The organism is Staphylococcus sp. HL28 (assembly GCF_021117155.1).
Classification (GTDB): Bacteria; Bacillota; Bacilli; order Staphylococcales; family Staphylococcaceae; genus Staphylococcus; species Staphylococcus warneri.
The window spans coordinates 366,322-379,297 of record NZ_CP088218.1 but is presented as its reverse complement, the minus strand read 5'-3'; the positions used below and the strand labels follow the sequence as shown (position 1 = coordinate 379,297).

Genomic DNA, 12,976 nt, shown 5'->3' with positions numbered 1-12,976 from the left:
GGTCATAGCAATTCTATCTCACGCTCTAAACTAATGAATTATATATGATTGTTAATATCTTTGATGATTTCATCAACTGTGATTTTAGCACTTGTTAAAACAATAGGTACACCGGCACCTGGATGTGTACTCGCACCAGCAAAGTATAAATCTTTATAATCTCTAGATACGTTCGGAGGTCTATAATAATTACTTTGTGCTAGCGTGGGCATTAACCCAAATGCTGTACCAAATTTAGCATTAAACGTTTGTTCAAAATCTTTAGGTGTAAAAATCGTTTCGGAAATAACATGATCTCGAACATGTTCAAGTGCAGGTATAGTAGCTAATTTACGATAAATATGTTGCTTAACACTATCAATAAACTCTGGATTTTCCCATTCTAGAGGTCCTGTTTTAAGCTCTGGTGTTGGCATTAAAACATATAATCCTGTCTGTCCCTCAGGTGCTAATGTGGCATCTCCTACTTTAGGTACATATAAATACAACGATGGATCTTCGGAAATATCCCCATTAAATATTTCATCTATATTTTGTCTGAAATGATTTGAAAATAAGACATTATGCAACAATACATCTTCCGTAATATCTTTATCAATACCTATATACATTAAAAAAGCTGAACATGAATAATCTAATTGATCTATTTTTTGAGGAGGATATTTTTTAACGGGCGCATGTTGTGGCATTAATTGTTGCGCAGCATATGGAAAGTCTGCCGTACAAAGTACCTTATCAAATCGTTTAACGAGGCCATTCACTCTTACGCCATCTGCTTTCTTATACTTAGGATCAATAATAATTTCATCTATATTAGCATTACATTGTATATCCACACCTAGCTTAAGGTTAAGTTGTTCTAAACCTTTCGCCATGCCATACATACCACCTTTAATAAAATGAACACCAAACATCATTTCAATCATTGGAATAATCGAGTATAATGAAGGGCCTTGTTTAGGATCGATACCTATATATAACATTTGAAATGCTAACATTTTTTGAACTTTTTCATTTTGGACATATTGACCAATTAAGTTATCCGCATGATTTAGCGTTTTTAATTTATAACCTTGAATCAGTGATGTTAAATTATAAAAGTCTGATGGTTTCCTATATGTTCGTTCTAAAAAATATTTTCTAGCAATCTCATATCTTCCATATACATCTGCTAAAAATTTCATAAATCCATGTGTCGTTCCAGGTTCCATTTGTTCTAAAGTGTCGTGTAACTCAGCTAAATCGGTAGGCACTCTCACTTTATCATCTTTATCAAAATAGATATCATAGATATATGGTAATTGTTCCATATCTACATAATCTTCAAAACGTTCTCCACACTCTTCAAACACAGCTTTATAAACTTCAGGCACCATGACTATTGTAGGTCCCATATCAAATGTAAAGCCATCTTTCGTAAATTGGTTCATACGTCCACCAATCTGTTCGTTCTTTTCATATAATGTTACTTGGTGACCATGGGCAGCAAGTCTAGCTGCAGAAGCTAAACCTGTCACACCCGCACCTATTACAGCAATATTCAATTGACATTCCACCTATTTATTATATTTAGCTTTAACTTGTCTGTATATGTTTAACTTATCTAACCTTGAGACATATGCTCTTCGATGTAAAGGATAACCATGTTCACGAACTTCATCTATAATACCCTTATATATACGTGCCGCTAATTCGATAATTAATCTTGCTTCTGTCTTAAAAACATGTAAATGATCTAATGCAAATTGATAATCCTTTTCTGCAATTTGAGCATAATGTTCCCATAAATTAATATAATTATCAGTTGGTTGATGTTGATAAACATCTTCAATATTTACATCATATTGTTTTAACATCTCTCGACTAAAATAAATACGACCTTTTTCAAAGTCTTCGCCTACATCACGTAAGATATTAGTTAATTGCAATGCTTCTCCTAATTCTCGTGCCACTTCATATGTTTCATCACTTGGCTGTTCAGTCAAAATAGGTGATAGTACTTCTCCAACTGTCCCAGCTACACCATAACAATATCTCATTAAATCCTCGTCTTGGACGAACATTTCAAAATGTTCATCTTCAAATACAGATTCTATTAAATTATAGAAAGATTGATACTCCATTTTGTAATTTTGAGATGTATCGTAAAAAGCTAACATAATACGTTGATTACTCTTGAATTGATCCGTTGAATCAACTTGTTGCGACTGAATCAGTTGAATATCTTCTTTGATAGCTTGTAATTTTTGAGGATTTTGTTCTTCATCAATACTATCATCTATAATTCTACAAACCGCGTAAACTGCCCAAACAGCACGCCTCTCACTTTCTGGTAATAAGTCAAACGCATAAGAAAAACTTTTAGAATACTTTTTCATTATTTGATGACAATATTTATAACTCTCATTGACCGTTGTCATTCATTGACCTCCTGTTACACTTCACCTATTATACGTTAATATCCATTCTATACGAATAGAATGATATTTATGTAATGAATATATAGAACTTTCTACCGTACTTAGCTTATATCTATATCATTTGAATTCAATGTTTCGTCACCCAATTCAATTGATTAAAAACTGAATGATATGCTATATATAGTTTTTCTTAAATTCCCGTATTTAATGGTAATCAAACACCTTATACGAAATATAAAAATATTCTAATCGCTCATTTTTATGCATAAAAAAAAGAGGATGACATTGTCATCCTCTCAATCATTTATAACTCGAAGGGCTTTCCAGTTATAAATTAAATCCTACCACCAACCGTGGCTATTACGGAAAGCAATTGCATTGCTTAATGAACCGTAACGGCTGTTAGCATAGTTAAGCATACCTTTAGTTTGGCTAGCTACTGAACCAGTTCCCCATGATTCCATAGTTTGTCCTAAACCTCTGTAACCTGCTGGGTTTACTGCGTTAGGGTTACCACCTGATTCAGGCATAACGATAGCGTTCCATGCTTCTTCAGTACCACCATTAGCTAAGAATTGAGCTTTAGTTGATCCACCAGTTGAAGCGCTTGAAGTTGAAGCACTTGAAGTTGATGGTGCTGAGTATGAAGTTGTTTTAGTGCTGTAGTTATGGCTTGAACCATTGTTTGATGTAGTTGGAGCTGAAACAGCTTCTACATTAGTATTGCTTGATTGTTGGTTAGAGCTTACTGATTGAGTACCAGCTTCTTGATTGTAAGAAGTTGTGTAGTCAGCTGATTGAACAGCAGTGTTTGATGTTTGAGCTGAAGTTGAACCAACTTCTTGATAGTTCCAAGAGAAGTTTGAACCATCTGATGTGAAGTTGTATTCGTATCCACCACTTACAAAGTGAATGTCATAAGCGCCTTCTTGAATTGGAGCAGCGTTTAATTGTTCTGGGTGGTTATGAGCTAAGTCTACTAAGTGTGCTTGATCTACGTTAGTAGTTTCTGAAGCGTGTGCTTCGTGTCCTGATACTGCGTAACCTGCTGCGCCTAATGTTAATGCTAAAGTTGATGCGATAAATGTCTTCTTCATAATTGAAAAATCCTCCAAAAAGTTTTTTGTTTTTTATATGTTTTAAAGTATTAAATTTCGTTGTGCAATATTGAAAATGTTTTTGTTTAACTTTCGACGGTATTCACTATACCACAAAAATCCGCTTTGTATATTACACGTTCCTTACAAAACATTACAAACAAAATCAAGTTTTGTAACTTTGAAATATTACTGACGTCCTTGTAACATTAATTTTTGTATGATTTGGTTTAATTTTTCATTATAAACCCTTATATTACATTGAATTTCTTTAAGTTTTGCTCAACTTTTACATCCATCGTAACATTACAGATTGCAATGTAGTTACATAATTGTAATAGTTCTAAAAATTTTAAAAAGATCTAAGTTCACGTAAAAAGGTGGATATATTCAAATTTTTGACATTAATTTGATATATAACCACCTTTAATTTTTACTATTTAAGATATATTCAAGATACTAATAATCTTTAACACCCCATAATACCTTCTCACACTGTCTAATGATATATTTTAAAACTTCAATCCTTGCTGTCTTTTTATGATCGGCTGGAACTATAAGCCAAGGCGCATGTATTGTATCTGTTTTATCTATCATATCGTGACTTGCTTCTAAGTATAAGTCCCACTTTTCACGATTGCGCCAGTCTTCATCTGTGATTTTCCATTGCTTATTTACATCTTGTTCTCTATCTTTAAATCGTTTAAGTTGTTCTTCTTTGTCTAAACATAAGAAGAATTTTAATAAAATTGCTCCTTCATCTGTCCACATTTTTTCAAAATGATTGATTTCCTCATAAGCACGTTGCCACTCATCTTTATTTGCAAATCCTTCTACTCTTTCTACTAACACTCTGCCATACCAACTACGATCAAATATTTCAATGTGACCGCTCTTAGGCATTTCTTTCGCAAAGCGCCAAAGGTAGTGATGCGCCAATTCAACGTCTGTCGGCGCACTTATACCATTCACTTCATAGCCGGTTGGATCTAATTTCTCACGAATACGTTTGATATTACCACCTTTACCAGCTGCATCCATGCCTTCAAATGTTAAGATAAGCGGAATTTTTCGTTCATATAATGCAAATTGAATTTCTCGCATACGTTTTTGTAAAGGTTCTATCAATTCTTTATATTCTTTTTTAGATACTTCATCTAATGTTACATCAAATTTAGTAGTTGAAAAATCTTTAGTAAATGCCCCGTCTTTATTACCTTTTGATTGATTTGCTTTTTGGATAGCTTGTTCTAATCTTTCTATAATATGTTTATACATCTTTTCAAATGCAACTTCTCGTTGTGTATAGTCTATAACTTCCCATTGCTTATCAGAATGCGTGAACTTTCTCATTTCTTTCAAATAGATATCTTTAGGTATGATTTGTTCATACTCTTGTACTTTCCAACTCATTAATGGATTATCTTTGGTTTGTTGAATATGCTCTTGTCGTTTTTCTTCACTAACTTCAATATAGAATTTAATTAGCTCATAACTATCATTTTGAAGCATCTCTTCAAAATGTTTGATTTGATTCACGAGTTTATCATCATTTTTGTAATAATCTTGCTTAATATTATTTTGTTTATAATCCAAAAAATGAGAATACCAGCTTCTAAAATAAATATTGATATTTCCCTTTTGAGGCAGTGTATTCCAATATTTTTGTAAAAATTGATATCTTAAGTCTTCATCATCCGGTGTTTTTGTTGATATAAATTGTGTGTATTTCGCATCAAACGTAAGTAATAATTCATTGGACAAGCGCGTCTTCCCTGAGGCAGGTACACCTTCAAATACGATCATGACCGGTATACCTAAATCATGTGTTTGTCGTGTTAAACTTGCCGCTTTTAATTTTAATTGTTCTATCTTTTTATTCATCTTACCCACCCTTTATAGATAGCGATTTTAATAAAGTATAGCATAATAAAATATAGACACCTCACTTATATGTAAGATGTCTATATTCTATTTAGCTTTACGCTAAAAATTTAAAAATGTCATTTGTATATATTTTGAAGACCTTTCTTAAAAGTATATCTAAAATCCATGCAACGAAGAAAGGTACAATAAAGAAAGCAACGATAATCAATAATAAGCTCAACCAAGCTGAGTCAATACCCATAAATTTAAATGCATTAATTGGTCCTACCATTCCTATAAAACCAAATCCTGCAGATTCTTTTGTACCTGCGATACCGACAATGCCGGATGCAATCCCTGAAACTGCAGCTGTAATCAATATAGGCAACATAATAATAGGATAGCGAACCATATTAGGCATCATCATTTTGACTCCACCAAAGAAGATTGATATTGGTACACCTGCTCTATTAACTTGGCTCGTACCAATTAACAGTACTGCTTCTGTAGCAGCAATACCGATTGAAGCTGAACCTGCTGCAATACCTGAAATGCCAATTGCAATCGCAATGGCAACAGTCGATAACGGCGATATGATAATAAAACTAAATACCATTGAAATAAGCATACTCATTAAAACAGGTTGTAACTCTGTAAAACTATTGATCATATTACCTATACCAGTAGTAATCATATGTACGTAAGGCAGTATCAACACACCTATAGTCGCCGAGATACCACCTACAATAGTTGGATATACGATTAAAGCCATACTCCCTACACGATGTTCTATTAATAAAATCAATAATACTGCAATCGATGCAGTGATCATTGTATTAATTAAATCCCCAATTCCAGCTATAATCCATGTGCCATTCTTAAATTGTGCAGCACCACTACCAACATACGATGCACTTGCAACAACTGCCATCGCTAAAGGTGTCAGATTAAATTTCAATGCTATTAATGCACCAACTAGTGCTGGCACCGTAAATTGAATTGCTTGAACAACACCTAGTAATGTTTTAAAAATAGGGTGAAACTGCATTAAATACTTAAATATCTCTCCTAATATCGCATTGGGTACTAATCCTGCGACAATACCAACCGCTACACCAGATAGCACTCTAAAAATAAATTCTTTCGGTCCAATTTTACTCAATGTTGTCATTTCTAGCGCCTCCAATATCTAAAATACGATAAATCAAACATAAATAAATAGCCTTAATTGAACTAACTATACACATGATGAAATCTAAGGTGTGTTGGTAATTCGTTGATGCAATCATTTGTTGTGTAAAGTCGGGCCAATTAAGACTATGAAGAATAGTATATCACATTATTAGAATTTTCAGATAAATATATTTGTAAAGTCATTAATTTTACAAATTTTCTTTTAATACGACTGCTTTTTAACCTATTTAACTAAAACATACTAAAATTAGCTATGAAGAAATCTATGACGTTAGATTTTTCATAGCTATTTTTTATAGTTATAAAGAGGCGTAGATTGTGCGTGCTCTTGGGTTTTAAACCCGTATCAAAAACAACTCAGATTTACTCTCGCCTTTTGAAATTCTCTATGTTGGGGCCCTAGCCCAACTTGCATTGCTTGTAGAGTTTCTGTTTGAAATTCTCTATGTTGGGTCCCAGCAGATAATCTTGTTTTGGGAGCCCGTTATTCGGTTTCCCAGAGCTTAAAAACTTTATGTCTCAACCGCGTATTGATTTATTTGTCTGGAATCTCTGCTTTTCTAGATTCTTTTTTATATTTTAAATACATCAATCCTAAGATTCCCATCCAGAATGGTGCAATGATTACAGCAAGTCTCGTACTTTGATTAATCAGTAATACCACAAAGATAAATATAAAGAATAGTACAATAGCATATGCCATCCATTTACCACCTGGCATTTTATATTGACTTGCTTTATGAAGTTCGGGATTATGTTTTAAATATCCTAAATACGCAATCATGATGATGGACCAAATCACTATATTTAAAACCGTTGATACTGTCGTAATATATACAAACACTTGAGTTGCATCTTTAAAAATAGCATTCAGTATGACAGAAATACTTAATAGTGCGCATGTCACTAATATCGCGTAATATGGAACGCCGTTGCGATTTGTTTTACCAAGAATAGGCGGTGCTTGTTTACGTTGAGATAATCCAAACATTGTTCTACTATTGGCAAACACACCGCTATTACAAGCTGACGCTGCTGCAGTTAATACTACAAAGTTGATAAGTCCAGCTGCAAATGGAATACCAATTAATCCAAATAATTTAACATACGGACTATCTGAAGGATTTAATTGATTCCATGGCACCGCCGCCATAATGACTGCTAATGATCCAATTTAAAATATCAAAATTCGATATGGTACATTATTAATCGCTTGTGGAATTGTTTTATGAGGATTCTTAGTTTCACCTGCTGTGATGCCTATTAATTCAATACCAATAAATGAAAAGATTGCCATTTGGAAGGACATAAAAAATCCTGAAGCACCATGTGGGAATATACCACCATGACTCCAAATGTTAGATACACTAGCTATTCCGTATGGTGTTTTCATCGCAAAAATGACCATAACAATACCTACTATGATTAATGCTAAAATCGTTAAAACTTTAATAATTGCAAACCAAAATTCTAATTCCCCAAATAATTTAGCGCTGAATAAATTTAAAGACATGAGAACTAGTAATGTAAATAATGCCGTTAACCAGTTCGGCATAGCTGGGTACCAATAATCTACGTATTTCGCTACAGCTGTAATTTCAGCCATACCAGAAATAATCCATGTTAACCAATATGTCCAACCTACGATAAAACCTGCCAGTGGACCTATATGTTTATGAGCTATATCTGCGAATGATTTAAAACCAAGATTAGATAATAACATTTCCCCCATTGCTCGCATAAACATAAATAATACAAAACCTACTATAATATATGTAAGTAAAATCGAAGGGCCAGCCAAATGAATCGATTCACCTGCTCCTAAAAATAAACCTGTTCCAATTGCACCACCAATAGCTATCAATTGAATATGTCTATTACTTAACTCACGTTGCAATTTATCCGCCATTATTGTCTCCCCATTCAGGTCATTGCTTAACTTTATACCTTTTGGTTTAATATAATCTTTCATTTCTACTATAAAGTTACACATACCCTCATTTTCAAATTACAATCAAATATTTAAAATAATTTAGCTTAATACTTTGACATCACGATCGTTTAGCAAGATAATTTAATAAAGATATACAACACATGTTAGGTAGGTAAAAAGATGAATACGACTAAAATAGATCCCCGAATCTTGCGTACTAAAAAGCTATTAGTTGAAGCATTTCAAATCGTATCTAGAAAAAAACAATTTTCTCAGATAACCGTGAAAAATATTACCGACGAAGCAACAGTGAATAGAGCTACATTCTATGCTCATTTCACTGATAAATATGATATTTTGGAATATTCATTATCAGTAACCATTCTTAAAGATTTAAACGATACATTGAATATTTCAGATTTTATAAATGAGCAAGTACTCTCAAAACTATTTATAACGATTTGCGACTATATGGTAGATGTTCAAAACTTTTGCGAATTAAATCAAGCTATATTTTGTAATCAAGCACATCAACGCATTAATGAAGAATTAGAAGATATATTTACAATTATGTTGGAAAATAGTTATCCTAACCACGATCGAGACACTCTCGTCAATAGCGCTAGTTTCTTATCAGCTGGTCTATGTGGCTTATGCAAACACTGGCTTAATACAAGCCAACAAACTGCTAAAGTATTTATAAAAAAAAATCTTCCATTCCTTATACATCACATTGCTCATTTATAATTTTCTTATCCAAATAAAAATTCACCTATATCAATTCATTTTCTATTCATGAAAGGCGTTGTAAAATGCTATTTTTATGAATAGTTTTTTACTATTGAGCAACATATTTTAAAATGTGTTAGTTAAACGACAAACTTATAAACATGTTGTTTGCACTTTTTGGGATTAAGGTATATATTATATCTAAACAACAAGTGTTGCTTAGATAATACATGTTGTTAAATCAAAAGATTTGAGGGAATGATATGACGACAATTGAGGATCACGAGGGATTCAAGCGAACTTTTAAAGATAAACATTTAACTTTAGGTTTATCGATTCCGTTCGATCAGTCACAACAGGAACACATCAATATCGAAGAACAAGTTGAATTAGCCCAATTAGCTGAAAATTTGGGTTACTCAAGTCTATTTGTTAGGGATAATCCGTTATATAGCAAATATTTGGGTCATGTAACCGAAAATTACGATCCATTTGTATTTTTAACTTACTTAGCTGCGCATACTTCCACAATATCTCTCGGCACAGCAAGTATGGTTGCTACATTACGTCATCCCCTCCATTTAGCTAAGGCAGCTACATCTCTCGATATTTTATCTCACGAAAGACTATTATTAGGTATGGCTACAGGTGACCGATCATTTGAATTTCCAGCTTTTAAAGTGAATAAAGATGAATTAGCAGAACGCTATCGTACTTCTATTAAGTCGTTGCGACAATTATGGCAGTCAAATTCACCTGACATTTCAAATTCTATATTTGAATTAAGTGAAGAGTCAGGTCTACAGATTTTACCTAAAAATAAAGCCATTCCGATGTTTGGTACTGGATACTCTAAACAATCTATAGAATGGCTCAAACAAAATATGGATGGTTGGATATTCTATGCACAACGTTTTCAAAATCAAAAACAATTGGTAGAACAATGGCATAAAGATAATGACAGTTTTAAACCTTTCATTAATATATTATTTATTGATTTATCTAGTAATCCTAATGAGACAGTCAAACCTATCAAAGGTGGCTATCGTACAGGTAGAAAAATGTTATTAGAAATATTAAAAGCATATGAAACTATAGGTACAAACCATATAATATTACGATTTATAAATAAAGATAGACAATTAAAAGATCTCATCGATGAAGTTGGAATGTATATTGTACCTCACTTTCCAACTCACCAAATTTAGGAGGAATTAATAATGGAAATTTTAAATAGAATAAATGAATTAGCAAATAAAGAAAAAGTTCAAACATTGAGTGTAGAAGGAAAAACAAGAACAACAAGCACTCAGACAAGATTATTTAAAAATGATTAGAGGACAAGTGTTAAATACATTTTCAACTATGAAAGTAGTTGATCCACTTGGCCAAGATGTTACACCTGACAAAGTTTATGATTTGAGAAAAGAATACGGCAATATACAAGAAAATGAATAACTCATTTAAAAAAGGCACTCAGTTTCCAGTTGGAAACTGAGTGCCTTTAACTATTTAACAAACTAAAAAATTAAATTTATGACCATCAGGGTCAGCAAACATCGCCCCATAATAGCCTTGTTTAACTGTCGGTTGTTCTAAAATACGACCACCTGCCGTTTCAACTTGTTTAATCAGTTGATCAACTTCTTCATTCGTCTTTACACCTAGAGAAATAATCGTTTCATTAGCATTATCATGAATCTTGTCCTGAGTGACCGCTTCAAAATGTTGATTTTCAATTAAGATGACAATGGTCGATCCAATTTTAATTCCTACCATTTTATCAAGCATGTCAGGATTATGATTAATTTCAAATCCTAAAGATTGATAAAACTGCTCACTTCTTTTTAAATCTTTAACATGTAAATTAAACCACATCGACTGAATCATAACTATCTCTCCTTATTAACATAGACAATTACTAAAATTGTACTTTTTCAATCCATTGGGCTAATGATAGTTTATCTGGATTAATTTGATTCATTAAATCAAAATCGACAACATAACCTTTTTCTTCTAGCCAACTTCTTTCGGCTGTACCACTAACAAATTCACCTTTAATTTCTGTTGGCATACCAGTGACAGTAGCAAACGTTTTAACGACTTCATTAAGTGTTAACTCATCTGACGCAATTTCAATCGCTTGATGATTATATTGTGCAGGCTCTTTAAATAAATTTGCAGCAATTCTAGCAATATCAATTGAAGAGATCATCGCAAATTTAACATCCGGACTAATAAATTCAGGTATTACAATTTGTTGATTTTCTTTTTTAGCTATTCTAAGGAAGTTATCCATAAAGAATGAAGGTTTGATAATTGAAAAATTCAATGAGGACACTTTAAGTGTATTTTCAATATCTGCTAAGGCTTCAAAGTGAGGTCCCTTTCTATCTCTATTTACACCACCCGCTGTACTATAAACCACGAATTCAATATTTTGTTTTTCGGCAAGTTGAATAATCATTTTTCCTTGTCTTAATTCTTCAGCAATATCATCTTTAACAATAGGTTGAACACTATATAATCCGTATTGCCCTTCCATTGCTTGTTCTAAGCTTTGTTGATCACTTAAATCTCCTTCAAAGATTTCAAGTTGATCACTTTCAATAGAAGTTAATTTTTCATTATTTTTATTACGTGTCAATGCACGTACATGCCATCCATCTGATAACAGTTGCTTAACTACTGCATTACCTTGTTTACCTGTAGAACCGATTACTAAAATACTTTTCATTGATATTCTCTCCTTCATTACTGTTGTAAAAACCAATAATCTTCCTTTTCACCTTTTAAATATGTATATTCTTTTGGTGATTTACCAGTATGCCAGATATTTTCATTCATTAGGTCTCGAACGTCCCAAACTAAATGTATAAATTGTTGCAAATGATTTCCAAATAATTTATTTGGCGCTTTCATTTGTAATACATGTGATACATCATTGATTGAAATATTCAATTCATCTGCTATATTTTTTAAACTTAACGTTGTTTCGTCAAAATGCTCTTGTAATTCTTTAGCTGTGATTTGTCTTTGTTCTTTATTTAATGACACTTATATCACTCATCCTTCTTAATTAAACATCTATATCTCTTTATTTGTCTTTTTATATGATAGGCTTTATAATAAACGGATAGTTGTCCGTTTGTCAACAAACTTATTTTAAGAAGGTGATGTATTTGCGACGAGACGCCCTCGAGAACCGGCAACGCATAGAGAATAAAGCGATTGAACTCTTTAACCAATATGGTGTTCAACAAGTGAGTATGAATCGCATCGCAAAAGAATTAAATATTGGAATGGGAACTTTGTATCGTCATTTTAAAGATAAAAGCGCATTGTGTGCGACGATTATCGAACATGACTTTACTGAGATTATCAACCAAATGTACGAAGTGAAAGAAAAACATCACGATACTAAAGTAGTCATGACAAAGTCGCTTGATATCTTTTTAGATTTCAAAACTATCAACAGTGACTTACTTCACTGCATTGAAGAAACAACGGATAAAAATGACTTTTACCATAGTGATATTTATCTACAGTTATTTAAGTTTTATAGTGAAATTCTTGGCAATAATATAAGTACAACATGGACAACTTTCAAAGTAGATATGTTATTAAAATCATTATCTACTAAATCTTTCGAATTACAAAAAGACGAACGCGGACTATCAAATGAAACAATCAGAGATTATATAATCAAACTATATTTTGATAAAGAGGAGTAATAT

Annotated in this window: 11 protein-coding genes and 2 pseudogenes; 4 read left to right on the top strand and 9 right to left on the bottom strand. The window is 32.5% G+C overall.

What is annotated here, in order from left to right; all coding sequences use genetic code 11:
• Nucleotides 1-38: 38 nt before the first annotated feature.
• The 6 genes and pseudogenes from LPC11_RS01695 to LPC11_RS01670 form a co-directional block, all read right to left on the bottom strand.
• Nucleotides 39-1,544, bottom strand: coding sequence for a phytoene desaturase family protein (locus tag LPC11_RS01695; RefSeq protein WP_231307318.1), 1,506 nt, complete (start codon nucleotides 1,542-1,544; stop codon nucleotides 39-41).
• A gap of 12 nt (nucleotides 1,545-1,556) precedes the next feature.
• Nucleotides 1,557-2,420, bottom strand: coding sequence for a phytoene/squalene synthase family protein (locus LPC11_RS01690; protein WP_023374148.1), 864 nt, complete (start codon nucleotides 2,418-2,420; stop codon nucleotides 1,557-1,559).
• Nucleotides 2,421-2,761: 341 nt separating this feature from the next.
• The gene (locus tag LPC11_RS01685) at nucleotides 2,762-3,517 is read right to left on the bottom strand and encodes an aggregation-promoting factor C-terminal-like domain-containing protein (RefSeq protein ID WP_023374149.1); all 756 of its coding nucleotides are present in this window, start codon (nucleotides 3,515-3,517) and stop codon (nucleotides 2,762-2,764) included.
• A 459-nt stretch (nucleotides 3,518-3,976) separates the two neighbouring features.
• Nucleotides 3,977-5,401, bottom strand: a complete 1,425-nt coding sequence (locus LPC11_RS01680) for a polyphosphate kinase 2 (RefSeq protein WP_023374150.1) — start codon at nucleotides 5,399-5,401, stop codon at nucleotides 3,977-3,979.
• Between the two features lie 97 nt (nucleotides 5,402-5,498).
• Entirely contained in the window at nucleotides 5,499-6,554 is a 1,056-nt protein-coding gene (locus LPC11_RS01675) for a PTS sugar transporter subunit IIC (RefSeq protein WP_023374151.1), read from the bottom strand.
• Between the two features lie 558 nt (nucleotides 6,555-7,112).
• Nucleotides 7,113-8,486, bottom strand: a pseudogene (locus tag LPC11_RS01670) (amino acid permease).
• A gap of 204 nt (nucleotides 8,487-8,690) precedes the next feature.
• Between LPC11_RS01670 and LPC11_RS01665 the strand changes: the two are divergent.
• The 3 genes and pseudogenes from LPC11_RS01665 to LPC11_RS01655 all read left to right on the top strand — a co-directional run bounded on the left by LPC11_RS01665 (nucleotide 8,691) and on the right by LPC11_RS01655 (nucleotide 10,697).
• Nucleotides 8,691-9,257 carry a TetR/AcrR family transcriptional regulator gene (locus LPC11_RS01665; protein WP_023374154.1) on the top strand — a complete coding sequence of 189 codons (567 nt, stop codon included), beginning with the start codon at nucleotides 8,691-8,693 and terminating at the stop codon, nucleotides 9,255-9,257.
• Between the two features lie 245 nt (nucleotides 9,258-9,502).
• Nucleotides 9,503-10,447, top strand: a complete 945-nt coding sequence (locus tag LPC11_RS01660; protein WP_023374155.1) for an LLM class oxidoreductase — start codon at nucleotides 9,503-9,505, stop codon at nucleotides 10,445-10,447.
• A 12-nt stretch (nucleotides 10,448-10,459) separates the two neighbouring features.
• Nucleotides 10,460-10,697 (top strand): annotated as a pseudogene (locus LPC11_RS01655) (DUF896 domain-containing protein).
• A 54-nt stretch (nucleotides 10,698-10,751) separates the two neighbouring features.
• Here LPC11_RS01655 and LPC11_RS01650 read toward each other — a convergent pair.
• Genes LPC11_RS01650 through LPC11_RS01640 form a run of 3 tightly spaced genes read right to left on the bottom strand, consistent with a single transcriptional unit; the run spans nucleotide 10,752 to nucleotide 12,296 of the window.
• On the bottom strand, nucleotides 10,752-11,129 hold the full coding sequence (locus LPC11_RS01650) for a VOC family protein (RefSeq protein ID WP_023374156.1): 378 nt from the start codon (nucleotides 11,127-11,129) through the stop codon (nucleotides 10,752-10,754).
• Nucleotides 11,130-11,160: 31 nt separating this feature from the next.
• Nucleotides 11,161-11,976 carry an NmrA/HSCARG family protein gene (locus LPC11_RS01645; RefSeq protein ID WP_023374157.1) on the bottom strand — a complete coding sequence of 272 codons (816 nt, stop codon included), beginning with the start codon at nucleotides 11,974-11,976 and terminating at the stop codon, nucleotides 11,161-11,163.
• 17 nt (nucleotides 11,977-11,993) lie between these two features.
• The gene (locus tag LPC11_RS01640) at nucleotides 11,994-12,296 is read right to left on the bottom strand and encodes a DUF2316 family protein (protein WP_023374158.1); all 303 of its coding nucleotides are present in this window, start codon (nucleotides 12,294-12,296) and stop codon (nucleotides 11,994-11,996) included.
• 125 nt (nucleotides 12,297-12,421) lie between these two features.
• On the opposite strand from LPC11_RS01640, the gene LPC11_RS01635 reads away from it, so the two are divergent.
• Nucleotides 12,422-12,973 (top strand): TetR/AcrR family transcriptional regulator, encoded by a 552-nt coding sequence (locus LPC11_RS01635; protein WP_041613733.1) that lies wholly within the window; start codon nucleotides 12,422-12,424, stop codon nucleotides 12,971-12,973.
• The last annotated feature ends 3 nt before the right edge of the window (nucleotides 12,974-12,976 follow it).